The organism is Listeria ivanovii subsp. ivanovii, from assembly GCF_900187025.1.
Taxonomy (GTDB): Bacteria; Bacillota; Bacilli; order Lactobacillales; family Listeriaceae; genus Listeria; species Listeria ivanovii.
Genome location: NZ_LT906478.1, coordinates 1,002,140 through 1,025,994, shown reverse-complemented (window position 1 = coordinate 1,025,994; position 23,855 = coordinate 1,002,140). Strand labels below are relative to the sequence as shown.

General features: G+C 37.1%; 22 protein-coding genes and 1 pseudogene. 5 read left to right on the top strand and 18 right to left on the bottom strand.

All coding sequences use genetic code 11. The features are described from left to right. Positions 1-15 precede the first annotated feature (15 nt). The 5 genes and pseudogenes from CKV67_RS05030 to CKV67_RS05010 all read right to left on the bottom strand — a co-directional run bounded on the left by CKV67_RS05030 (position 16) and on the right by CKV67_RS05010 (position 6,523). The gene (locus CKV67_RS05030) at positions 16-1,875 is read right to left on the bottom strand and encodes a PTS beta-glucoside transporter subunit IIBCA (RefSeq protein WP_025279854.1); all 1,860 of its coding nucleotides are present in this window, start codon (positions 1,873-1,875) and stop codon (positions 16-18) included. Beyond that, positions 1,872-3,334: pseudogene (locus tag CKV67_RS05025) on the bottom strand (FGGY-family carbohydrate kinase). The gene CKV67_RS05030 and the pseudogene CKV67_RS05025 overlap by 4 nt, the downstream one beginning before the upstream one ends. After that, on the bottom strand, positions 3,331-4,287 hold the full coding sequence (locus CKV67_RS05020) for a transketolase family protein (RefSeq protein ID WP_014092454.1): 957 nt from the start codon (positions 4,285-4,287) through the stop codon (positions 3,331-3,333). The pseudogene CKV67_RS05025 and the gene CKV67_RS05020 overlap by 4 nt, the downstream one beginning before the upstream one ends. After that, entirely contained in the window at positions 4,280-5,104 is an 825-nt protein-coding gene (locus CKV67_RS05015; RefSeq protein ID WP_014092453.1) for a transketolase, read from the bottom strand. The genes CKV67_RS05020 and CKV67_RS05015 overlap by 8 nt, the downstream gene beginning before the upstream one ends. Before the next feature lie 15 nt (positions 5,105-5,119). Beyond that, positions 5,120-6,523 carry an L-fucose/L-arabinose isomerase family protein gene (locus tag CKV67_RS05010; RefSeq protein ID WP_014092452.1) on the bottom strand — a complete coding sequence of 468 codons (1,404 nt, stop codon included), beginning with the start codon at positions 6,521-6,523 and terminating at the stop codon, positions 5,120-5,122. Positions 6,524-6,787: 264 nt separating this feature from the next. Here CKV67_RS05010 and CKV67_RS05005 point away from each other — a divergent pair, with 264 nt between their 5' ends. After that, the gene (locus CKV67_RS05005) at positions 6,788-7,816 is read left to right on the top strand and encodes a LacI family DNA-binding transcriptional regulator (RefSeq protein WP_014092451.1); all 1,029 of its coding nucleotides are present in this window, start codon (positions 6,788-6,790) and stop codon (positions 7,814-7,816) included. A 53-nt stretch (positions 7,817-7,869) separates the two neighbouring features. On the opposite strand, the gene CKV67_RS05000 is transcribed toward CKV67_RS05005, so the two are convergent. Further along, positions 7,870-8,640: a Cof-type HAD-IIB family hydrolase gene (locus CKV67_RS05000; protein ID WP_014092450.1), complete on the bottom strand. Its 771-nt coding sequence runs from the start codon at positions 8,638-8,640 to the stop codon at positions 7,870-7,872. A gap of 499 nt (positions 8,641-9,139) precedes the next feature. Here CKV67_RS05000 and CKV67_RS04995 point away from each other — a divergent pair, with 499 nt between their 5' ends. The 3 genes from CKV67_RS04995 to CKV67_RS04985 all read left to right on the top strand — a co-directional run bounded on the left by CKV67_RS04995 (position 9,140) and on the right by CKV67_RS04985 (position 12,095). Next, positions 9,140-9,349 (top strand): DNA-dependent RNA polymerase subunit epsilon, encoded by a 210-nt coding sequence (locus CKV67_RS04995; protein WP_003722652.1) that lies wholly within the window; start codon positions 9,140-9,142, stop codon positions 9,347-9,349. A gap of 6 nt (positions 9,350-9,355) precedes the next feature. Continuing rightward, a complete protein-coding gene (gene rnjA, locus CKV67_RS04990; protein WP_014092449.1) occupies positions 9,356-11,023 on the top strand; it encodes a ribonuclease J1 in 1,668 nt (555 codons plus the stop codon). Positions 11,024-11,129: 106 nt separating this feature from the next. Continuing rightward, positions 11,130-12,095 (top strand): LCP family protein, encoded by a 966-nt coding sequence (locus CKV67_RS04985; protein WP_014092448.1) that lies wholly within the window; start codon positions 11,130-11,132, stop codon positions 12,093-12,095. Between the two features lie 42 nt (positions 12,096-12,137). Here the strand turns inward: CKV67_RS04985 and CKV67_RS04980 are convergent, their stop codons facing one another. The 12 genes from CKV67_RS04980 to CKV67_RS04925 form a co-directional block, all read right to left on the bottom strand. Beyond that, positions 12,138-12,989, bottom strand: coding sequence for an FUSC family protein (locus CKV67_RS04980; RefSeq protein ID WP_014092447.1), 852 nt, complete (start codon positions 12,987-12,989; stop codon positions 12,138-12,140). Next, positions 12,986-13,906 carry a hypothetical protein gene (locus tag CKV67_RS04975; protein ID WP_014092446.1) on the bottom strand — a complete coding sequence of 307 codons (921 nt, stop codon included), beginning with the start codon at positions 13,904-13,906 and terminating at the stop codon, positions 12,986-12,988. The genes CKV67_RS04980 and CKV67_RS04975 overlap by 4 nt, the downstream gene beginning before the upstream one ends. Positions 13,907-14,061: 155 nt before the next feature. Next, the gene (locus CKV67_RS04970) at positions 14,062-14,721 is read right to left on the bottom strand and encodes a potassium channel family protein (protein ID WP_003719245.1); all 660 of its coding nucleotides are present in this window, start codon (positions 14,719-14,721) and stop codon (positions 14,062-14,064) included. Positions 14,722-14,738: 17 nt separating this feature from the next. Continuing rightward, positions 14,739-15,377 carry a response regulator gene (locus CKV67_RS04965; protein ID WP_003722886.1) on the bottom strand — a complete coding sequence of 213 codons (639 nt, stop codon included), beginning with the start codon at positions 15,375-15,377 and terminating at the stop codon, positions 14,739-14,741. Beyond that, positions 15,374-16,432 (bottom strand): sensor histidine kinase, encoded by a 1,059-nt coding sequence (locus tag CKV67_RS04960; RefSeq protein WP_014092444.1) that lies wholly within the window; start codon positions 16,430-16,432, stop codon positions 15,374-15,376. Before CKV67_RS04960 ends, CKV67_RS04965 begins: the two co-directional genes overlap by 4 nt. Beyond that, positions 16,429-17,142, bottom strand: a complete 714-nt coding sequence (gene liaF, locus CKV67_RS04955; protein WP_014092443.1) for a cell wall-active antibiotics response protein LiaF — start codon at positions 17,140-17,142, stop codon at positions 16,429-16,431. Before liaF ends, CKV67_RS04960 begins: the two co-directional genes overlap by 4 nt. Positions 17,143-17,278: 136 nt before the next feature. After that, positions 17,279-18,151 carry a CvfB family protein gene (locus CKV67_RS04950; RefSeq protein ID WP_014092442.1) on the bottom strand — a complete coding sequence of 291 codons (873 nt, stop codon included), beginning with the start codon at positions 18,149-18,151 and terminating at the stop codon, positions 17,279-17,281. Positions 18,152-18,231: 80 nt separating this feature from the next. Continuing rightward, complete coding sequence (locus CKV67_RS04945; protein ID WP_014092441.1) at positions 18,232-18,927, bottom strand: copper homeostasis protein CutC; 696 nt, start codon at positions 18,925-18,927, stop codon at positions 18,232-18,234. Between the two features lie 121 nt (positions 18,928-19,048). Then, on the bottom strand, positions 19,049-19,540 hold the full coding sequence (locus CKV67_RS04940) for a PTS sugar transporter subunit IIA (protein WP_014092440.1): 492 nt from the start codon (positions 19,538-19,540) through the stop codon (positions 19,049-19,051). Between the two features lie 127 nt (positions 19,541-19,667). Next, a complete protein-coding gene (locus tag CKV67_RS04935) occupies positions 19,668-20,570 on the bottom strand; it encodes a glycine betaine ABC transporter substrate-binding protein (RefSeq protein ID WP_014092439.1) in 903 nt (300 codons plus the stop codon). Between the two features lie 13 nt (positions 20,571-20,583). Continuing rightward, positions 20,584-21,432, bottom strand: a complete 849-nt coding sequence (locus tag CKV67_RS04930) for an ABC transporter permease (RefSeq protein ID WP_025279853.1) — start codon at positions 21,430-21,432, stop codon at positions 20,584-20,586. Next, on the bottom strand, positions 21,425-22,618 hold the full coding sequence (locus CKV67_RS04925; protein WP_014092437.1) for a quaternary amine ABC transporter ATP-binding protein: 1,194 nt from the start codon (positions 22,616-22,618) through the stop codon (positions 21,425-21,427). The genes CKV67_RS04930 and CKV67_RS04925 overlap by 8 nt, the downstream gene beginning before the upstream one ends. A gap of 372 nt (positions 22,619-22,990) precedes the next feature. Here CKV67_RS04925 and CKV67_RS04920 point away from each other — a divergent pair, with 372 nt between their 5' ends. Then, the gene (locus CKV67_RS04920; protein ID WP_032363864.1) at positions 22,991-23,836 is read left to right on the top strand and encodes a mechanosensitive ion channel family protein; all 846 of its coding nucleotides are present in this window, start codon (positions 22,991-22,993) and stop codon (positions 23,834-23,836) included. Positions 23,837-23,855 lie beyond the last annotated feature (19 nt).

The window sequence follows — 23,855 nt, the reverse complement described above, 5'->3', positions numbered from 1 at the left end:
TTCATCCTTTCTATATTAAGCCTTTGCTTCTAAAATCTTTTGGTTATTATCTACATTTTTTCCAAGGTTTAATGTAATAACATCGGCCAGTGCGGCACTATTCGTTACAATGACTGGTGTGGTAGTATCGTAGCCAGCTTTTTTTATTTCATCCAAATCAAATGTTCCTAATAAATCACCTTTTTTTACTTCTTCTGATTCGCTCACTTTAATATCAAAAAAATGACCGTTTAGATTAACTGTATCAAGTCCAACATGAATTAACAACTCGACTCCCTGTTTGGAAATCAAACCTATTGCGTGCTTGGTCTTAAAAACACTAAGTACTGTTCCATCAAATGGGGCACGAATTTCGCCATTCGTAGGAAGAATTGCTACTCCCGCTCCCATTATACCACCTGAGAACACTTCATCTTTCACATCATTTAACGCCATTAATTCACCTTGAAGCGGGCTATAAATAGTTTCGTCCAATGTCGCTACTTTTCCTGTTTGGATTATTACTTCTTCTACTACTTTATCTTTAAATCCAAAGAAATAAGTTAAAATCAATGCGATGCTGAAAGCTACCACTAGCGAAATTAAAAATCCCCAGAAATCCCAGCCTATTCCATCTGGATTAATGAACATCGGAATACCGAAACCCCCACCAGACGCGAAGCCACCAAACATTTTCGCAGCACTCATACCCGCAATTGCACCACCAAAAGCCGATCCAACACAAGCCATAATAAATGGTTTTTTATACGGCAAGTTTACCCCATAAATTGCTGGTTCCGTGATTCCTAAAAATCCAGAAATAGTTGCGGTTACAGAAAGCGAACGCAATTCTTGGTTTCGGGTTTTAAGCATTACTGCCATAACCGCACCAGTTTGCGCGAATACAGTACAATAAAGCATTGCATTAATTGGATCGTATCCTAAAACAGTAATATTATTAATGAAAATCGGTATAAATGCCCAGTGCAGTCCGAACATAACAGCCACTTGCCAAACACCAGCCAGGAAGAAGCCTGCAATCATCGGACTAAGCGAATAAAGCGCCAATGCTCCTTTTGCAAGTAGTTGGCTAGCATATGTTGAAACAGGCCCAATGATAATTAGAGACACAGGCACCACAATTAAAAGTAGCAATAGAGGGACAAAAATCAATTGTAAACTTTTCGGAATAAATTTTACTAATACTTTTTCCAGTTTACTCATAAAGTAAATAGCTAAAATAACAGGAATAACAGACATTGTATAGTTCATTAAAATAACTGGAATATGTAGAAATGTTAAATGTGCTCCATTGCTATACATTTCAACAAGTGTTGGGTAAACAAGCGATGCACCGACTGCAGCAGAAAGGTATTGATTCGTTTTAAATACTTTCCCAGCTGAAAAGCCAAGTATAATTGGCATAAAGTAAAAGAGCGCATCACTTGCCGCGTAAAGAACTTCGTAAATACCAGCAGAGGTATCAATTAATCCCGTTGTGACTGCCGCTGTTAGGAAACCTTTCAGAATACCTGAAGCTGCCATTAGACCCAGTACTGGCATAAAAATTCCTGAAATCAATTCAACAAACTTATTAAAAATACTTTTGTGTTCTTGTTCAGAATCATCTTGCAGTGCATCATCTGGTTTAATCCCTAAAACTTGAATGACCTCATCATAAACATAACTGACATGATCACCGATAACCACTTGGTATTGCCCACCACTTTTCACAACCGTCATAACACCTTGTAGCGCTTTGATTTTTTCTGTATCTGCTAGATTTTCATCACGCAACTTAAATCGTAGCCGTGTGACACAATGAATCACACTCAAAATGTTTTCTTTTCCACCAACAAGCTTTACAACCGCTTTTGCAAGATCCGAATTATTCATTTAAAATTCCTCACCTTCTGTATTTTAGAATACTGCTTTTCACTTGTTTTTCCCAATTTTGAAAATCGTCTAAGGCATTTGTATAAGTGATATCTGGTTGATACAATTTTGCTAGCTTTCTCTCTTCTTGTGATTTAATTTCAGCAATTTTTATTACACCCATTGCTGAAAGTTCTTCTACAGGACTGACTGCCACTTCTGCATTTAAAACATTTGCTAAATATTGCATCAACTCCGGTTGCTTTGTTAATCCACCGTCGACTTGTAAGCGCTTAATATTTTGACCTGTCATTAACTCCATTTGGTCGATAACAGCCTTAATTTGAAATGCAATACTTGTATAACCAGCACGAATAATATGCCATTTTGTATGTTCTCGCGTGAGTCCGATAATTTCTGCTTGTATATTTGTATTCCAATAAGGTGCACCTAAGCCTAATTGTCCAGGAATTAGTACAACTCCATCATTGGACGGTAATTGAAATGCTTGCTTACAAGCTGTATGATAATCCTTAAAGAGTTCTAAATGTTCGGATAAAAAAACTAATGTGTCTCCACAAGAACGAATTATTCCTTCTAATGCAAACTGATTGACACCTGCATTATCCCAGGCAAGAGTCGTCAAAATAGCATCGTTTTCAGGTAGTCGGTTCTCACCAATTTGCATCATAACAGAACATCCCGTCCCAAGCGTCGCCTTCACTCCCCCAAATGTATTACAACCTTGTCCATAAAGTGCCGCTTCTGAATCAGCCATTACACTATGAATCGGTATCCCCAGGTAACTTCCAAAATCCCCAACAGACTGCTTCACTTCTGGTAAATGAGCACGCGCAACTCCAAAAAGTTCGAGTAACTCATCTGACCAATCATTTTTCCGAATATCATAAAGGAGTGTACGACTAGCATTGGTTCGATCTGTGAAATAGTTACTATCATCTGTAAGCGAAAATAACACCCAAGCATCCATTGTGCCAAACGCCAATTGATTACGACTTACTGCATCCCTCACCGCTGAAATATTTTCCAATAACCACTTCATTTTCGGAGCAGAAAAATAAGAATCAATTTTCAGTCCGGTAATTTGTTTAATTCGTTTTTCGCAACCATCTTTTTTTAATGTTTCGCAAATTTTTTTTGTTCGATTACATTGCCATACAATCGCATTATAAAGCGGTTTCCCAGTTTGTTTATCCCAAGCCACAATTGTTTCACGTTGATTCGTCAAAGCTAGTCGCTCAATTTCTGCTGCAACTAAATTATGTTTTGCCAAGATGTTCGCAATTAATGTACGGACATTTTGACAAATTTCAATGGGATTATGCTCCACCCAACCTTTGTGTGGATAAAGTTGTTGATGTTTTTTATCTAAACGGTCCACAAGCTCCCCTGCTTTAAACAATAATACTTTCGTGCCAGATGTGCTTTGATCAATGGCGATTTGATAATGTTTCTTCATCTTTTTTCGTCTCCAATAATTGGTAGGTTTTTCATGACTATATCAGCAACTCCAGTAGCAGATAAACCGTAATAAGCGAAAATTTCTTGGCTCGTTCCAGCAATAGCAGGTTCATCCGGAATTCCTAAAATCAAATGACGAATACTTGTTGAAGAACTACTTACCACTTCGCTCACTGCTGCACCTAATCCCCCATAAATACTATGTTCTTCCATACTAATAAGTAGTTTTGTTTCAGCTAATGCCGCTTCTACTACTCCTTGATCAAACGGCTTGATTGTTGAAAAATTCAATACGCGTGCGCTGATTCCTTTTAACTTTAATTCTTCGCTTGCATCAAGTGCGACACGTATCATTTCGCCAGTCGCTAAAATTGCCACATCGTCCCCTTCTCTGAGGGTCGCAGCTTTCCCAATTTGAAATACTGGCTTTTCGATGTAACAATCTTCTACCGCATTTCTTCCAAGACGAACATATGCCGGTCGATTTGATTGAAGCAAATAGTCAAAAACAGCTTCTGTTTCTAGGCGATCTGCTGGTAGAATGACTTCTAAATTAGGAATCGCTCTAGTAACAGCAATATCTTGAAGCGAATGATGGCTCATACCAAGTGCACCATAACTGACACCACCACTGATGCCAATCAATTTTACATTCGTGTCTGAATAAGCCACATCTACTTTCACCTGTTCAATACTACGCATACTCAGGAAACATGCAGGTGAAGCAACAAAAGCTCGTTTGCCACTATGTGCTAATCCTGCTGCAATTCCAACAATATTTTGTTCGGCAATACCAGTTTCAATTAATCGTTCTGGAAATTTTTCTGCGAAAGCCCCCAGCGAAGCGGATCCTCTTGAATCACTTGTTAATACAACTAAATTACTATCGTTACGAGCTGCTTCTTTCATTAAGACTTCACACATTATTTGGCGGTTCGCGATTTTATTCATGACGGCACGCCTCCATTCTTTCCTCTAAATCTTTCATTGCTATTTCGTATTCCTCACGGCTTGGTACATAGTGATGCCATTTAGCAACATTTTCAGCCATTTTAACGCCATAACCTTTAATTGTTTTCGCAATAATCAGACGAGGTTTTCCAGTTTTATTCACTGTTTTAAAAAGTGCTTGTAGTTTATCCGGATCGTTTCCATCTACTTCGATAACATCCCAACCAAATGCGCGCCACTTATCTGCCAAAGGTTCCACGCTCATGACATCCTCCGTGCGACCAGAAATTTGTAAGGAGTTTCGATCAATAATGGCTGTTAAATTATCTAAATTGTAATTTGCCGCAGCCATCGCGCCTTCCCAAACAGACCCTTCCGCAAGTTCTCCGTCTCCCATTAGAGTATAGGTGTGATAACTTTTCCCATCCATTTTAGCGGCTAATGCCATACCCACAGAAACCGATAATCCATGCCCAAGCGAACCTGTGTTCATTTCAATTCCTGCAACTTTATTATTTGGATGTCCGATAAAGCGAGAGCCAAATGCGGAGAAAGTACCCAATTCTTCTTTTGCAAAAAATCCTTTATCTGCCAAAACCGCCCAAAGAACTTCGACAGCATGACCTTTACTTTGGACATAGCGATCACGGTCTAAAGCTTCAGGATTATTCGGATTAATATTCATCGCGCCATAGTAAAGTGCTACAAGAATATCCGCGCATGATAAATCTGAACCAGTATGTCCGGTTTTTGCATCGTAAATCATTTTTATAACATCTTTTCTAATTTCAAACGATTTCATCTTTAATTCACTCATTTTTTACTCCTTTCTCTATTCACCGCGTAAATATGCTTTTACATCTTCTTCAATCGGATCATAGAGGTCTGGCTTTACGCCAATATATTTGCATGCTTCGTACAGAATTGGAACCACATCTGCATGGATGCCACTAACATGATGAATATATGGTCCTGAAACAATTTTCTCCTCTAATCGTTTCAAATTATCTACCTCAATCCAAAGATATGTTCCTTTTGTGTAAGGCCCATCAATACCTTTTGCTTTACCTAGTAACAAGGAGTATTCACCGTTGTCACCATCAAAACGGCATAAAGTCAGTTCCCCACCTTTTGCCTCTGCTTCTACTGCTCCTGGTGAGTCAAATGCTAGCGGATAGCCAATTGCTGGTTTTTCTTTCGCAACGGAAAACGGAAATAAACCACAGTGTTGGAGTAATTCACCATTCTCGTTATCTGGATGACGAACAGTCCAATCAGCAAAAAAGCTTTTATTCTTACCTACATTTGCCGCTTCAATTAATAAACAAGAAATTGCTCCATGAATATCTGTTTCACAAACAACAGGAATTCCTTCATCAATCAACATAGCATTTGCTGCACATGGCATAATACCAATTTCATCCTGAAGCGCTGTCCAACATTGAATCGCAATTGCACTACAACCGTATTTTGCAGCTAAATTTTTCATGGCAACTTTAAGTGCCGCGACCATCCGCAAATCAACATCTTTAATTTTAACGATAGCGCATCCCTCACAGTATTCCACAGTACCGTCTACCTCATCAATTTGTTCTTTCGATACATTTCGAATTTCTTTGATTAATTCTGGTAACGGAATTGGCGCAAGTTGAATATTGAATTTTTCTAACAACTCACCTTCATTACACATGGTTGTCCAAAAGTCAAACGGACGAGGACCAATTTGTAAAATCCGCATGTTTTGAAAGGTTTTTACTGTATTACAAATTGCAATAAAATCTCGAATACCTCGTTCAAATTCGGGATCAGATAATCGGCAATTCGTCATGTATGTAAAGGGGACTTGAAATCTACGCAAAATTTTTCCCGTTGCGAACAACCCGCATTGTGTATCACGTAATCGAATCCCCTTTTCATCAGGACGTTCATCGCGAGGCCCCCATAAAAGAACAGGTACATTTAATTCTTTTGCAAGTCTTGCACAAACATATTCCGTTCCAAAATTAGTATGTGGCAAAAATAAGCCTTGAATACCTGCCGCTTTAAATTTTCCAGCAATTTTTGAAACATCCGCATCATCATACAGCAAACCGTCTTCATTAAATTCAGCAATATCTACAAATTCAATGTTTAGTTCGTTTAGTTTTTGTCGCGTGAGATTGGCATATTTAACCGCATCTGGCGCACTAAATATGCTACGTCTCGTTGGAGCAAAACCAATCTTAATCCCCTCCATCTTCTAACCACCTTTATTTTAGTTTAGTAAATATTTTAGTTCTTAGAAAAAGCAATTAGTAATCGCTTTCTTCAATTGTATTATAGCCCCACCTCTAAACTAAGTCAATAAATCTTTAGATCAATTTATGTTTTGTTTTAGTTTATTTTATCTTTTTCAACTAAATAAAGCGATTGAATCCACATATTCGGCTGCTTTTTTGTTTTAATTTACTAAACATGATATACTAAATAAAGTAAATTTAGTAAACAAGGGGAAATGAAAATGAAGCTTGAAGATATAGCACGACTTGCAAATGTTTCGAAATCGGCTGTTTCCCTTGCGCTGAACGGAAAAACCGGCGTAAGCGAAGAAACACGTTTACATATTCTAAAAATTGTGGAGGAAAATAATTACATCCCCCTACGTAACACAAATAAAAAAAGACAGAAGAAATCCGTCATTCGTTTTATTGCCTGCAAAAGTCCTGATTTAATTACAGATCAATATCAGACATTACCGTTTTTCAGTGAATTACTTAGTTACTTATCCGCTGAAATCACTAGCTATCCTTATGAATTAATTATCTCTACCTTTGATGCAACAACCATATTAGAGGAACTTGCCGAAGCCGAAAAAGAACAAACATCAGCAGGGTTAATTTTACTCGGTACCAACCTCGGCGCAGAAGAAATCAGTCGAGTGCAGCAGGTATATCCCAAAATTGTCATCCTTGATACACATCACCCACATATTCCTGCAAATTTTGTCTCTATTAATAATTTTCTTGGCGGTTATACAGCAGCTGACTATCTCTTACAACTATCCCATAAAAAAATCGGCTATGTAATGGGACTACCACGCATTAAGAATTTTGAAGAACGGAAAAGTGGTTTTTTTACTCGTTTAAAAGAAGCAGAAATTACTATTTCCAAACAACATATTTTCCATTTACCAGCAATGCAAATTCAAGAAGATCCTTCAGTCAAAGAAGCCATTGCTCAATTGCCTGAATTGCCTTCTGCGATTTTTTGTGAAAATGATTATATGGCTATTAGTATGATTAAAATGCTTCAAAGTCAATCCATTAAAGTACCTGAACAAATTTCTGTTTTGGGCTTTGATAATATTAATGAAAGCAAAGTAATTACACCTGAACTTACAACCGTACATGTAAAAAAACGTGACATCGCTGAACAAACACTTGCACTTTTATCTAAACAAATAAAAGCAGATGCAAAGTTTGAAACAAGACAAATCCAAGTAAACACTAGCTTGATTGAACGCACTAGTTGTATTCCATTCCAAAATTAAACATTAAAAGGCCTGCGCTCTATTTTCGAGCACAGGCTTTTTGGGCACTTAGATTAAATTAATTGCAAATGTTTTAAAGCATTATAAACCCCATCATCATCCACATGACTTGTAACATAATCCGCCACTTCTTTTACCTCATCACGACCATTCCCCATTGCCACTCCAGTACCAACAGCCTCTAGCATCTTAATATCGTTCAACCCATCACCAAAAGCATACGTATCTTCCATCGAAAAGCCCAGTTGTTTTATCATTTGTTTAATTCCCTCTGCTTTTGAACCATCCGCAGGACAAACATCCACAGATACCTCATGCCAACGAAGAAATCCATATTGTTTAAATTCTTTTCGGTAATAGGCATCAAAAGACTCTTCACAGAAAAGTAAGCACTGAAAAATATCTCGTCCTTTATAATAATTAGCATCCACTTTCGGATAGCCTCGTTTAATAGAATCCATCCCTCTTGTCACTCGGTCATGATCAGGTAAATTAGCTCGCATTGATTCTTTACCAGAAAAAACAATTGGATGTTCATGTTCAGTAGCAACACTAATAAGCCGTTCTAGTGATTCTGTTGGTAATGGTTTAGCAAAAATTTCTTTTCCTTCAAAAATAACATATTGACCGTTGTAACAAATATACGAATCAATTCCTAACTCTTTTCTGATTTCATCTAGCATAAACGGACCACGCCCGGTTGCAATTGCAACATAAATACCATTTTCTTTTAGCTCCGCGATGGCTTGTTTGGCAGAAGCTGGAATTTCTTTTGTTTCACCCACAAGTGTCCCATCTACATCAAAAAATACAATTTTACTCATCAATTAAACGCCTCTATCCTCTATCCATTTTAAAAGCACATATGACCAAATTATAGCAGAAAAACACTAGAAAATCATAATCTTCCTAAATAAACAAAATTAATTATACTTTCTAGTAGCAATTATCAGGATTTATGGTATATTAGAATGAAGGATATAGATCGGATGAACATTTATAGAACGACAATAGAACGTGAAAAAAAGATTATAATTACATCTTTTACTCGGAAATTTGTTTCAAATTCCCAAAATAAAGGTATGCAATTATAACGGATAAGAAAATCGACTTATGTGCACAGCTAACTCATTCAAGTAGTCTGTGGTAATTTTTCTTTGTCTTTTTTATGCCAAATTGTTAGTATCTTGTGCACCCATATCCGCCTGCTAATACGTCCACAACTAAAAAGCAGTGCTAACAACTATTAAATAAATATTAGGTTTTCAGCTTGCATGAAACCTATTTTTAAACACTAAACTTTAATTTTAAGGAGAGAAAAAAATGATTTTTAAAGTATTTTATCAAGAAACACTTACAGAAACACCCGTACGCGAAAAAACACAATCTTTATATGTAGAAGCGGAAAGCGAAGTAAAAGTACGCCAACTTTTAAAAGACGAGCCTTTCCACATTGAATTTGTTGAAAAAATCAGTGACGCACATTTAGCTTATGAAAAGGAAAACCCAGACTTCGCGCTCTGGGAAAAATAAGCTCCTATGAAATTCGTAAAAAATAATGAGACAGCTGTTTTCGCCCTTGGTGGACTAGGCGAGATCGGTAAAAACACATATGGCGTACAATTTCAAGACGAAATTATTCTAATTGATGCAGGAATCAAGTTCCCAGAAGACGAACTTCTTGGTATTGATTATGTTATTCCTGATTACAGTTACCTTGTAAAAAACAAAGACAAGATTAAAGGACTTTTTATCACCCATGGTCACGAAGATCATATCGGTGGTGTTCCTTACTTACTTCGCGAGCTAAACATTCCGATTTATGCTGGAAAACTCGCAAGTGCACTTATCCGTAATAAATTAGAAGAACATGGCTTGCTTCGTCAAACGAAAATTTATGAATATGAAGAAGATGACGTTTTTAAATTCAGAAAAACAAGTATTTCTTTCTTCCGCACGACACATAGTATCCCTGACACATATGGTATTGTGGTAAAAACACCATCTGGTAATATTGTTCATACAGGAGATTTCAAATTTGACTTCACCCCTGTTGGCGAACCAGCTAACTTAACAAAAATGGCTGAAATTGGTAAAGAAGGCGTTCTTTGTCTATTATCCGATAGTACCAATGCGGAAGTTCCTAATTTTACGATGAGTGAACGTGTTGTCGGCGAAAGCATTAAAAATATTTTCCGTGATGTAGAAGGACGAATCATCTTCGCAACTTTTGCATCGAACATCTACCGCTTACAACAAGTAGTAGAATCTTCCATCGAAACTGGTCGTAAAATTGCCGTTTTCGGTCGTAGTATGGAATCTGCCATGGAAATTGGTAAACAATTAGGTTATATTCAAGCACCAAAAGACACGTTTATTGACGTGCATCAATTAAACAAAACTCCGGCTGGCAATGTGACGATTCTTTGTACTGGAAGTCAAGGTGAACCAATGGCAGCCCTTTCTAGAATTGCTAACGGCACACATCGTCAAATTCAAATTCAACCAGGTGATACGGTAGTCTTCTCGTCTTCCCCTATTCCTGGTAATACAACCAGTGTCAATCGCACCATTAATTTACTTTATCAAGCTGGAGCAGAAGTTATCCACGGTAAAGTAAACAACATCCATACTTCAGGTCATGGTGGCCAACAAGAACAAAAACTAATGCTTCGTCTAATGAAACCTAAATTCTTTATGCCGATTCACGGTGAGTTTAGAATGCAAAAAATCCATGCCCAATCAGCGGAAGAGTGTGGTGTACCAGAAGATAATAGCTTTATTATGGCAAATGGTGATGTTCTTGCTTTAACAAGTGAAACAGCCCATGTAGCTGGTAAAATCCATGCAGCAAGTGTCTATATTGATGGTAGTGGTATTGGTGATATCGGTAATATTGTCCTTCGTGATCGTCGTATTCTTTCTGAAGAAGGTCTTGTTATCGTTGTTGTCTCTATTAATATGAAAAATTCACGTGTCCTGGCTGGCCCTGATATCATTTCCCGCGGCTTCATTTATATGCGCGAATCCGGCAATTTAATTGGAGAAGCTCAAGGTCTCCTAACGCGTCACTTAAATAAAGTAATGGAACAAAATACAACCCAATGGTCTGAAATCAAAAATGAAATTACAGATACATTGCAACCTTTCTTATATGAAAAAACGAAACGTCGTCCGATGATATTACCAATTATCATGGAAGTATAGTTTCAAAGCGATAAATGGGTTTCAAATTCATTTATCGTTTTTTGTTGATTTCACAGAAAAACGATGGTATGTTAAAAAAAACAAAATAGAAAGACGAGGAAACTTTATGGCAAACTCTCGCACAGAAAAGCATCACAAAAAAACATCCCCCTTTGCTAAATTTATGAAAATTGCTAGTATTACACTACTAGGCATTATTTTTTTCTCGATTACCGGACTAGCTACAAAGTATTATCTTGCGGTTCAAGATACGATGTCAAAAATCAATGTTCCACTGGAAACAAGCAATAAAACCGCAACAGATTTAGAAAAGAAAAAACCTTTTTCTGTCTTATTAATGGGCTCTGATGCTCGTGCTGGGGAAGAAAACGGTCGTGCCGATACTATCATCCTTGCTACTGCGAATAAGCAAGATAATAATGTAAAAATGATGAGCATCCCTCGTGATACGAAGATAGATTACGGAAATGGAGATATTGGAAAAATTAATGCCTCTTATTCTAACGGTGGCCCATCAGGAACAGTTGATGCCGTTGAAAAACTAATGCCTGGCGTTCCAGTAGATTATTTTATCTCTATTAATATGGAAGGTTTTAAAGATCTTGTTGATGCTGTTGGCGGTATTACTGTTTATAATGACATAGATTTAACTTCTGTAAATAGTAAATTTGTTAAAGGAAATATCACTTTAAATGGCACAGAAGCTTTGCAATATGTACGTATTCGACATGAAGATCCTCGTGGGGATTTTGGTCGTCAAGATAGACAGCGTGACGTTATCATCGGAATTGCCAATAAAGTCGTAAGTACATCTGGTGTTTCTAATTTTGAAAGTATTATGAAGGCCGTTGGTGATAATTTTCAAACTAATATGACCTTAACCGATATTACAGCTATGGCAACGAATTACGCCTCTGTCCTTAAAGATGTCGATTCCGAAGAACTTGAAGGTGAAGGAGAAATGATTTATAGCGAGTCATACGGATTTGACCTCTATTATTTCGTGCCAAATGAAGAAGCACTGCAAAAAGCCATTACGATGTTCAAAAAGAGTTTAGATATAAAGAATTAAAAAAAGGATACCGAAAGCCATTTTGAGCTCTCGGTATCCTTTTTATTTATGTTCCTCGATTAATGTTTCCATTTCGTTAATTACAGCTACACATGCTTTTTGATGATAGGCATAAACTATTTCGTACTCAGGTTCTTTAGCTTTATCCAATGTTACATGATAAAGAATCTCAATATGATTAATCGCTTTTTCAAATAAACTTGTAAACTGAAACATTGGATCATCAAAAGTCGTATTTGGAACAAAACTACTATCCGTAATGATTTGTTCGCGCATATTTCTTAAATCAATCAGCTGCTTCCACAAAGATTTTATTTTAGGCTCCAACTGATTGGCACTTTCTGAGTTAACATCCACGGCTTTTACTTGTTCTAAAATATTTTTCTCATGCGCAGTAAAAACCTGATTCATTTTTTTCGATTTTTTCCGAGGATAGAGCGCATAAACGAGAAAACCAATAACTAAACCAATCATCGTATCAAGTAATCGATCTCTTAGAAAAACAATTGGCTCACCGTCACCTTTACCAACAAGTACCATTACAGTAATAACAACTATTACCATCGTAAATTTTTTGGTGAAAAGGTAGCTCAACATAACGGCAAGAGCCGCACCAACAGGAATCATAATATAGTGATGATTTGGCACTAATAAGTAGACAACTGCTGCAAGTAATCCACCAATAATTGTTCCTACAATCCGTTCGATGCTAGATTTATAAGTAGCTCCTCTAGTCATCTGCGCAGTAATATAGATAGCATTAAATACATAAGTTGGATAAACAATCCAGTCTCCCATAATCGGGAACAACAAAATGGCAATCGTTATGCTAATAAGACTTTTAGAAACACGAGGATCAAGAGCAAATCGTTCTTTTAAAGAAATTTTTTTCATTTTTCGCTCCCTCCTTGCGATAGTTCAGCCATACCACGTTGGATAGTTTGAAAGCTTTCAACAATTTTTTTAACATGAAAAGAGACAACAGGATCAACATCTTTTTCATCAATCTCATGCGAAACTGGGATGTTAATTTGTAGAAGTGCCTGTTTTGCTTCTGCTGATAAACCTGCTCTTCCAATGTCTTCAATTGTTTGAATATGAAAAAAGAGTGCTAAATAACTGGGCAATAAGTTTTGATATAACTCCACATGGCGTGGATTTGCTTTTTTACTAACGCTATACTCTTTAATAAACATTTGCGATTGGACAAAGATACTATAAAGTGGTTTTGTAATAAATCTACCGTTATCTTTAAACACACTTTCTATTTCCTTTTCGAATAGACCCATTAATTGTTTCATAATTGTTTGAATCGTTTTTTCAAGTGGTAAGTGCACATACTTCACAACTAATCGAACAAGGATGAAAAAGAAAAACACATCCGCCAGAGCGACAATAATCATCGTATATAATGGCATAGGTAAATCTTCTGTTCCAAGAAAATAAAGAGCCGTCCCAATTGCAAGCGTCATCACCATATATTTTTGCGGCATAATAAAGTTTACTGCAAGCAATACTACAATCATTACAAGATAATAAATATATACATTTATTGGGAATAAAAAAGTACTAATTATGACAAAAACACATGCTAGAGTAAAAGCTAACGCAATTTTTGGAAGTGCTTTTCGAGTTATTGCATATGTAGGTTGCATCGAGAGGACCCCTACTAAAACAACAATAGGTAATACCCCTGCTAAATCAGGAAAAATAACCGTATGAACTACTACACAAATACTGGCAAATATAAAGACTTGCAACATTTGGATAAGCCCACGTGCCCCAATTTTGTCGAGTAAAAATTTTTTCATTATTCCCCCCTCTTTCCATTTACCAATTTAAGTCATTGTAACTATAATAGAAAAGAAACGGCTAGATAGCAAGTATGAGCAACACCCACAATAAAAAACCTTAGAAATATAAAGGATTTAGCCAAACATCACAATATATTACTGAGGTTTATTTATTATTGAATTTTTTCTTGTAGTCGCTCAATATCATCATCAGAACCGATGACAATTAAAATATCCCCTTCATGAAGAACATCATTTGCTTCTGGCGTAATAATCATTTGTTTATCTTTTTTGATACCAACGATATTAACACCAAAAGAATTACGGAAATCTAAATCAACAAGACTTTTCCCAAGGAAGCGTGGATCAGACACAGAAATCTCAACTAAACTATATTCATCAGAAAGTTCTAGATAATCTAGCATATTTTTAGAAACAATATAGTGAGCAATCCGTCGTCCCATATCTCGTTCAGGATGAACTACTCGGTCAGCACCAATTTTGTCTAATAGTTTGGCATGCTTATCATTGGTTGCTTTTGCGGTAACGTATTTCACTCCCATTTCTTTTAAAATAAGCGTGGTCAAAATACTTGACTGAATATCTTCCCCAATAGCGACAATCACATGCTCAAAATTACGAATTCCTAATTGACGCAGGGCATTTTCATCTGTTGAATTGGCGATAACTGCATGTGTTGCAATCGACATATACTCATTGACTCTTTCTTCATCAGAGTCAATCGCAAGTACTTCCATCCCTTGCTCTACTAATGAACGGCAAATACTTCCGCCAAATCTTCCAAGACCGATGACTGCAAATCCTTCTTTCATGTAAAGCTACCTCCTTGTTACTTTTTCTCGACTAAGTCATGTTTAAATGCGTAGATTGCAGCTTGCGTACGATCTTGTACATCTAACTTAGATAAAATGTTACTTACGTGTGTTTTTACTGTTTTAAGTGTAATGAAAAGTTCATCAGCGATTTCTTGATTAGATTTCCCTTCCGCAATCAGTAGTAGAATTTCATTTTCACGATTTGTTAAATCATCGTGTAAGTTTTTTTCTGGTTTAGCGGTTAAACGTTGCATCATTTTGCCCGTTACTTCTGGTTCAAGTACAGAATCTCCGCCGTATGTAGCACGAATCGCATCAGCAATTTCGCTTGCAGTAGATGTTTTTAACATATAACTACTTGCACCTGCTTCAAGAGCTGGATACACTTTTTCATCATCAATAAAACTTGTGACAATAATAATTTTAGCTTCTTTCCAGTTTTGCATAATTTCTTTGGTAGCTTCAATGCCATCCATTTCATCCATAACTAAATCCATTAAGATAATATCTGGACGTAATTCTAAAGCCATGTCCGCACCTTCTCGTCCATTTTCTGCCTCACCGACTACTTCCATGTCATCTTGCACAGAAAGATAAGCTGAGACACCTATACGTACCATTTCGTGATCATCTACTAGTAATACTTTTATCATTCGCTTTCCACGTCCTTTTTCGCAACAAGTGGGATTTTTATTTCTACACTAGTTCCTCTACCGGGGAAACTAATTATTTTGATGGTACCGCCAAATTCAGCAACTCTTTCACGCATATTTTGTAAACCATAAGAGCCTTGTCGCACATTATCCATATCGAAACCGACACCGTCATCCACGACTTTCATAACGGCTAAGTTATCCATTGTTACTAAGCGAACCTCAAGTAGCTTTGCTTTAGAGTGGCGTAGTGTGTTGGATAATAACTCTTGAACGATGCGAAACAAGTGGTCTTCAATGCCCTTTTGCAAACTAATATCTTCAATTTGCCAATCTACTTCGATTGGTAATTTGGTTGTTAATTCTTTTAATAATTGTTCAATTCCTGTTTTAAGTGATTTACCCTCAAGTTGAGTTGGACGTAGGTGAAGAAGCAAAGCGCGCATTTCCGATTGTGATTCATTCACGATAGATTCAACCATTTTCAATTGCTTTTGCATTGCTTTAGTTGCACTTTTTTCACTTTGTTCATTTAATGCGGATAAAAGCATCATTGCCGCAAACAATTGTTGGCTGACAGAATCATGTAATTCGCGCGCAATCCGGTGTCGTTCTTCTGACAAAATAGCCTCTTTCGTTTGACCTGAGGATTCAGCACGTTCGCTTGCTAATTTTTGCGTTAAAATTGTTTGTGCTTTCATTTTATCACGTAAACGGTCAATCTGCTTATATACTTGCTGCACCTCGATGAAGTTTTCGTCTTCTTCGCTCGTAATCTTTTTTTCTAAGTCACCTTGTCCAAGTAATCGGATAGAAAAATCAATCGACTCAAACTTTTGCTTGATAAAATAGCCTAACAAACCGCCAATGATTAAACCTACTGAAATCGCGGTTATTGGGACGAAGACAACAAAAGGGATATAAAAAATCTTCTGTTCGATTAAAATTTTATACCAAGAACCTTCACTAAAAAAGTAATAGCCTACCGTCCCAATAATAGATGCTATAAGTAGTAACCCTGAGCAAACTACCATCATTACTCTAGAGAAACTCATAGTCGAATCACCTCTAAGTCTCCAAAGATTACAGAAGTCATTATTTTTACTTTACGAGCCGAACTTTCATAATTATCCGAGTATACTTTAATACTATTATTTTGAATAGAGGTGCTTTCTTTATCATATTGAATATTTCCGAAAATGGCTGAGTGCTCAATACAAATACCTATATCGAATGGCACGAGTAACCGAATTTTCCCTGAGACACTACGAATCATAATGACACTTTCACCAGTCGGGAGAACGGTATTACCTAAATCGAGAATCGTATCTCCAATCCCCGTCTGAATGTTAATATCATCCCATTCATAGACTAAATCAAGGATTCGTTGATTACCAAACCACTGATTACGAATAAATTTGTCCGTCCGGTCTAGCTTACTGTCCGGTTCTCTTACTTTTAACATCAATAATTGGGGGGCCCGCTTTCGACTTACATAATGGATAATTGCATAAATCCCCGCAACTACTAGCCCAATTTTAAAGGTGGTTGTTAAAAGGACAGCAATAATGATAAATACAATCCCAATAAATAATGAGTTTCTAGCGCTTTTTTTCGTTGCGCTAGCTTTTCTAGATGTAAAGATGAAAAATATTCCAAGTGCAAACAGAATAAGCAACTCCCACTGGAATAACATTTCAAGTCCAACACCAACAATAATCGCAATTAAGAATACAAAAACAACCGAGCTTTCCATTTTTTTCAAGCTGACACACCTCCTTAAGTCAATCTTTAGACAAAGTTATTTCTCTTGTTTGCGCTACTTTGTACATGCTGTATTTATTATAGCGAGTATTTGTGAAATGAAACAAACCGCGCTAGTTGGAACATCCACTACTACTTTAGTCGGATGCTTCTTCGGTGATTTTAGTAATAACTCCATCTTCTTGCGTAATGCGTCTTGCTTTTAAAAGTGTACCGATTGCTCGTTTGAACTGTGCTTTGCTAATACCAAATTTGGCACGAATCGCGTCTGGGTCGGACTTGTCACCAAATGGCATTTCTCCGCCAACGCTACGCAAATATGTTAAGATCATTTCAGCATCATCATTTAGTACTTCATGTGCTCTACCACGAAGCGATAAGTTAAGCGATCCATCTGATTTTACAGCAATAACACGCGCTTTCACACGTTCGCCCATTCTTGGTTCTGAAGTTCGCTCACTTTCATGAATAAAGCCAATATGAAAATCATCTGTGAAAACAAAGGAGCCTACTTTGAGCAAACGGTAAATCGTTCCTTCGATATTTTGATTAAATAAGCTTTCTTCTGCTCGAACAGCAATCGCACGGAACTGTTCTTCTTCTGCAAGAACACCCCAAATTCGATTTTCTTCATCGACACGAAGCGCAATCATTAAGCGGTCTTCTTTTTTTGGCCATAAATGTGGGAGAGCTGGTAAGTCATCCAACGATACCACGACATCTTTTTCGATGCCAATATCAACAAAAACACCTAAATGTTTTCGCACTTCGGTAACAGTTCCCCAGCCGTAATGTCCAACTTGAATTTTAGGAATAATAGTTGTAGCTGCAATTTCACGGTCATAATCCACAAAAATAAATACTGTCACTTCTTCACCGGCAGCAAGTTCTGTTTCATGTGTATTTGATTTTGGTAAAAAAACAGTTATGTTGTCCTTCTCAAGGAGCCAACCTGTTTCTTGGATTTCTTTTACATTCATTACTTGGCTTTTGCCAATATAGTTATTCACTTTTTTTCCACCTTTTCTTGAAGAATAGTCTTGTTTCATTATAGCGTATCTAAACGTCTAAGGCTAGCTGCTTTAAGTAATCAACCTTGGTTTATTTCTTGCTGTAATGTATGAATACTTTCTTCTAATATATCTTTAGAAAAATCGTTCGCATCCCTTGCTGCACTTCCTACATGGTAATCTGTATGATTTAACACGGCTTGGAATGTCGCTATATTATCAGGTTTTACACCACTTCCAACCAAGATTTGGAATGAATCTGGATTTTCTTTGCTATCTTGAATCCATTTTTTCAGTCGAGGCAATGAATCAAGTGCGCTATCTGTTCCGCCAGATGTTAATAATTGGTTGATGTCTTTCCCATATGTACGTAACACTTGGTAGCTTGCCTCGATATCTCTAGTTGCTTCGAGTGCACGATGAAAAGTAAGCTCTAAATCGCCTTTCCAGCTAATCACTTTTTCTAGGAGTTCTTGGTCAATGGTTCCTTCTGCTGTGATTCCCCCATAAACAATCCCCAGCACGCCTAATTCTTTTGCAAGTTCAATATCTCGTTCCATCACAATTCTAGCTGTTTCATCATAGACGAAAGAAAAACTGTGTGGGCGAATCATCATCATCGCAGGTAATTTCGATGTGCGAACAATTTCCTTTATCGCCCCGTAACTAGGAGTTAAACCACCTTCACTAATCGCTGAAACAACCTCCATCCGATTCGCGCCATATTTCTCTGCTAAATAAGCATCACGTGGATTTTGAACTATTACTTCTAACATATTATTTCGCTCCTTTTCATAACTAATTACCTTCATTTTACCCTTTTAGTGTAAAAATGAATACTAAAAAACCCATGAATTCCAAAGAACTAATTCACAGATTTTTCAAGTTAGATTCGTTTTATTTCAAAGTCGTTATCATTACTTCTGTTTTTCCTGCTTTTGTAGCAGCCTCATTTTTGAATTCAAAATTATATTTGCCTTCTGAACTATTCGTTATTACCATTGGAATGACTGTACTTGCCGCATTTTTTTGAATAAAATCAATATCTGCTTCCACAACAGGCTGTCCTTTTTTTACTTTGTCACCTACTTTGACTAAGACATTGAAGCCTTCTCCGTTTAGCGCAACTGTCTCTAAACCGATATGTACAAGGATTTCTTGCCCCAAAGCTGTACGAATTCCAAAAGCATGTTTTGTTTCAGCTAGTTGAATAATTTTTCCATCTGCTGGTGCTACAATGGTTCCTGTTTCTGGCTTAATTGCGATACCTTCACCCATCATTTTTTGGTTAAATACTGGATCAGGTACTTCTTCTAACGAAATTAACTGTCCATCAACATGCGCATATAGACCTTCTACTTTTGTTTTTTGAAAAATATTCTTTATCATTTCTTTGCCTCCCGATAGCAGTTATTTTGACTATCATTGTACCTTTTTTAAGAAGAAAAGGCACGGAGAAAGTATCTAATAAACAGTTACCTGTTCACTTGAACTTCTTCATGCCATTTTCCACTTACTATTTACTCGTTTTTAAATCTTCAATGGAGTTGATGTTAGTCATATATTTTGGAACTGCTAGGCCAATTTTTGCGCCTTTGAGATTAGCTCCTAAGTCTTCAAATTTTCCTTTGTAATCTTTATAATAGATTCCAGAGGTATTTGGAAGCCAAGCAGCGACCATTCCATCAGCGGCATCCGTTGCAACGGATGCCCACATTGGTTGAATTTCCATTGCTTGAATAGTCGTTTCGTAACCGACTTGTCTTAATGTTTCGGCAACGACATTAGTAGAAGCAATTTCGGAATCCCAAGCTACATAAGTAAGTTTGATTTCATCGCCATCAACTTTTTTCACGCCATCGGTCCACTTGGCTACTTTATCTGGATTATTTTTAACCCATTTTTTAGCCGCTTCTTCAGGATCAACCCCGTCATTGACTTCAAGCATTACTTCTGACATATCTTCTGCAGTCCAGAAGAAATTATCTAATACCTTATACGCGGAAGGTTTGTCTTCTTTCAAGCCTTTACGAACAATGGTATGAATATTTTCGGCATTACCATAAACGTTTTTGGGATCATCTAAAAACTTCAAATCAAATTTAGTAAACATCCAGTGTGGTGTCCAACCAGTCACAACAATCGGCCGCTTATCTTTCATTGCTTTTTGAAGCGTACTTGTCATGGCAGCAGTGGAACTTGTTTGTAATTGCCAATTGTCATCATCTAAATGATAATCTTTAATGGCATTTTGTGTTGCAAGCATGATTCCTGCTCCTGCATCAATTCCAGTAATTGTATAATTGATTTGTTCACCTAAATCTTTTTTCGCGTCATAAGGAGCAAGTGTTGTTCCGCATGCAGCCAATGTGAAAACTAGCATGACAAGCGTAGCTGTGGTGATTATTTTTTTTAGCAAACGTTTCTCCTCCTTACTCTGATTTCGCTTTTTTGTTAAAGGCTTGTGTTAGGCGGTCAAGAATGATTGCTACGATAACAATCGCAATCCCAGCCACGAATCCGCCACCTGCGTCATTACGTCCTACTGCGAAGTAAACTCGTGTTCCTAGCCCCATTGCCCCAATCATCGAAGCAATAACGACCATCGAAAGAGCTAACATGATACTTTGGTTAATTCCAGCCATCATAGTTGATTTCGCCATTGGTAATTGTACTTTCCAAAGTTTTTGCCAAGGAGTGGAACCAAAGGAATCAGCAGCCTCGACAAGCTCGGTGGATACTTGGCGGATACCAAGATTTGTCATCCGAACAGTTGGTGGCATTGCGAAAATTACTGAAGCTACAACCCCTGGAACCATTCCAATTCCAAAAAATGCTACAGCAGGAATTAAGTATACAAAGGCTGGCATTGTTTGCATGAAATCGAGTACTGGTTTAAAGATGCTTTCAACAATATTACTTTTGGCCATCCAAATTCCTAGTGGTACACCGATTACAAGCGCAATTAAACTACTTGTTAAAACAAGTGTTAATGTTTGCGTCATATCGCGCCAGAAGTCTAAGTTCCAAATAAGTAATAAACCGACAATTTCAAAAGTAATTAATCCCCATTTTTTGCCTTTACGGTTAACCCAGAAAGTTCCTGCAACTAAGAGAATAATGAACAACCATGGTGGAACTAAATCAAATACCCATTGGAATGCATCAACAATGCCACCAATAATATTTGTAATCACATTAAAAAATGCTTCAAACTGCGTCAAGCCATCAACCAATTTATCAATCCAATCAGCTAATGGAATCGTTGGAATATTAGGCATTAACGTTCACCTCATTTCCAGAAAGCGCGGCCAGAACTGACCCACGTATAATAATTCCTTTTAATTTACCATCTTCTGTTACAGCAATCGGAATCGTCGTTGTAGAGATGGTGTCCATAATTTCTGCAAGTGGCGTATCAGGTCCAGTAGTTGGAACATCTCGGTGAATAGCCGACTCAAGCGATGTGATATTTTCTTTTACAAGTTTGGATACATCTGCCGCATGAACGATACCGACTAATTCACGGTTACGTCTCACAACGAACACACTAGAAGTTCCCGCTTCACGCATCCGTTTAAGCGCCACACGAGGACCATCTTTTTCAAAATTAACGATTTCCGGACGAATCATGACATTGCTTGCTGTATAAACTTTAGAGCGATCGACATCTTCAATGAATTTTTCTACATATTCATCTGCTGGATGGGCCAAAATATCTTCCGGCGAACCAGTTTGAACGACAGAACCATCACGCATAATCATAATGTGATCGCCAATTCGAAGGGCTTCATCTAAATCATGGGTAATAAAGATAATCGTTTTTTTCATTTTATCTTGTAAGTCGAGCAGTTGATCTTGCATGTCTTTCCGGTTAAGTGGGTCAAGTGCTGAGAAAGCTTCATCCATCAGTAAAATGTCCGGATTATTAGCAAGTGCCCGAGCAAGTCCAACACGTTGCTGCATCCCACCAGAAAGTTGCGAAGGATATTGATCCCCATAACCAGCCAAACCTACTAAAGCAAGTGATTCTGCCGCTTTTTTCTCTCGTTCTTCTTTATCAAGTCCTTGTATTTCTAAACCATATTCAACATTGCGATTAATGGTTCTATTTGGAAATAGTCCAAAGTTCTGGAAAACCATACTCATACTTTTTCTTCTCACTTCCAGAAGTTCCTTTTTATTTAAACTTGATAATTCTTTGCCGTCTAGCCAAATTTTTCCGCTCGTTGGCTCAATTAAACGGTTCAATAATCGTACTAACGTGGACTTTCCACTACCAGAAAGCCCCATAATAACGAAAATTTCTCCTTCTTCTACGCTAAAACTGGCTTTATTAACCCCAATCGTCGCCCCTGTTTCCTTTAAAATATCTGTTTTTGATTTCCCCTGAGAAAGTAAAGAAGATGCTTTGGAAGCTTTTTTTCCAAAAATTTTCGTTAGCTCTTCTACTTCAATCTTACCCAAAATAAAATCCCCTTTCTGTTTTAGAATGAATTATTTACTAGGCAAAAAACACGGCCCAAATCACTTTTAAAAAAAGCAATAACATAATCCATTGTACACAAGTTTTGACTTAGTTTCACATCATAGAGTCTGATTTAGCCTATTTCATGCGTTTGCGAAAGCGCCTCCATCTTACTACAACAGTCGCTAACAGTTTTTTAAATTTTTTTGAAAAAAAGTAGGAAATTATAAGTAAAATGACCCTTTTTTGTAAAAAAAATTATTTTTGATATAAGCATTTTTACGGAATATTTGTTAGAATAGAAAAGGACATTTCATTAGGAAGGGGTGAATGAAATGGATGGAGAACTTTCAAAGGATGTGGACCAGAAGATGAATTTACTAAAGCAGTGGTTTCATTCAATTGATTGGGACAAATTCTGGAATCATATTATTTCGGTTGGAATAAAAATTGCTATCTTAATTGTTCTTTATTTTGTCTTTCGTGTGGTGGGTAATAAAATAATTCATAGTTTCTTTCGTAAGTACCGTCAACAACAAGCCGTTTCAGCTGGGCGTGCGGATACTTTAGAAAGTTTAATTACTAATTTTTATGGTTACGTGTTATTTTTCACTTTTGCGATTTTATTATTACAGAACTTTATGGATGTCACGGCAATTATCGCCAGTGCTGGGGTTGCGAGTTTAGCGATTGCTTTCGGGGCGCAAGGGCTTGTTAGTGATGTCGTGACTGGATTTTTTATTTTGCTCGAACGCCAACTTGATGTTGGAGATACGATTACAATTGGCTTAGTCAATGGAACAGTAGAAGCACTCGGACTTAGAACAACGCAGATACGCGACTTTGACGGGACACTTCATTTTATTCCTAACAGGCAAATTATGGTTGTTAGTAACCATTCACGTGGTAATATGCGCGTAATGGTGGACATTCAAATTAGTCCAACAGAAGATCCGGAAAAAGCAATGGCGATTATCAATGAAGTTTGTACAAAAGTAGCTAAAGAAAACAAAAATATTGTCGAAGCTCCCGTTGTTCTTGGTGTACAAAACATCGATGCAACTAATATGGTTATTCGAGTAGTTGGTAAAGCGGTAAACGGCGAACAATACTCCGTTCAACGTGACTTGTTAAAAGATATCCGTGAAGCATTGACAGAGAACAAAATCAAATTACCTCTAAGCTTTGTAAGCACGTTTGGACCAAACAACAATTAAAAAGACGTAAATTCGTTCA

Excerpts from the sequence above, each read along its gene's own strand:
- CKV67_RS04985 (WP_014092448.1), top strand. The coding sequence starts at position 11,130 with ATGGCAAACTCTCGCACAGAAAAGCATCACAAAAAAACATCCCCCTTT.
- CKV67_RS04980 (WP_014092447.1), bottom strand. The coding sequence starts at position 12,989 with ATGAAAAAAATTTCTTTAAAAGAACGATTTGCTCTTGATCCTCGTGTT.
- CKV67_RS04975 (WP_014092446.1), bottom strand. The coding sequence starts at position 13,906 with ATGAAAAAATTTTTACTCGACAAAATTGGGGCACGTGGGCTTATCCAA.
- CKV67_RS04960 (WP_014092444.1), bottom strand. The coding sequence starts at position 16,432 with ATGAGTTTCTCTAGAGTAATGATGGTAGTTTGCTCAGGGTTACTACTT.
- CKV67_RS05015 (WP_014092453.1), bottom strand. The coding sequence starts at position 5,104 with ATGAGTGAATTAAAGATGAAATCGTTTGAAATTAGAAAAGATGTTATA.
- CKV67_RS04995 (WP_003722652.1), top strand. The coding sequence starts at position 9,140 with ATGATTTTTAAAGTATTTTATCAAGAAACACTTACAGAAACACCCGTA.
- CKV67_RS05020 (WP_014092454.1), bottom strand. The coding sequence starts at position 4,287 with ATGAATAAAATCGCGAACCGCCAAATAATGTGTGAAGTCTTAATGAAA.
- CKV67_RS05030 (WP_025279854.1), bottom strand. The coding sequence starts at position 1,875 with ATGAATAATTCGGATCTTGCAAAAGCGGTTGTAAAGCTTGTTGGTGGA.
- CKV67_RS04920 (WP_032363864.1), top strand. The coding sequence starts at position 22,991 with ATGAATTTACTAAAGCAGTGGTTTCATTCAATTGATTGGGACAAATTC.
- CKV67_RS04945 (WP_014092441.1), bottom strand. The coding sequence starts at position 18,927 with ATGTTAGAAGTAATAGTTCAAAATCCACGTGATGCTTATTTAGCAGAG.
- CKV67_RS05005 (WP_014092451.1), top strand. The coding sequence starts at position 6,788 with ATGAAGCTTGAAGATATAGCACGACTTGCAAATGTTTCGAAATCGGCT.
- CKV67_RS04930 (WP_025279853.1), bottom strand. The coding sequence starts at position 21,432 with ATGCCTAATATTCCAACGATTCCATTAGCTGATTGGATTGATAAATTG.
- rnjA (WP_014092449.1), top strand. The coding sequence starts at position 9,356 with ATGAAATTCGTAAAAAATAATGAGACAGCTGTTTTCGCCCTTGGTGGA.
- CKV67_RS05000 (WP_014092450.1), bottom strand. The coding sequence starts at position 8,640 with ATGAGTAAAATTGTATTTTTTGATGTAGATGGGACACTTGTGGGTGAA.
- CKV67_RS04970 (WP_003719245.1), bottom strand. The coding sequence starts at position 14,721 with ATGAAAGAAGGATTTGCAGTCATCGGTCTTGGAAGATTTGGCGGAAGT.
- CKV67_RS04940 (WP_014092440.1), bottom strand. The coding sequence starts at position 19,540 with ATGATAAAGAATATTTTTCAAAAAACAAAAGTAGAAGGTCTATATGCG.
- CKV67_RS04965 (WP_003722886.1), bottom strand. The coding sequence starts at position 15,377 with ATGATAAAAGTATTACTAGTAGATGATCACGAAATGGTACGTATAGGT.
- CKV67_RS05010 (WP_014092452.1), bottom strand. The coding sequence starts at position 6,523 with ATGGAGGGGATTAAGATTGGTTTTGCTCCAACGAGACGTAGCATATTT.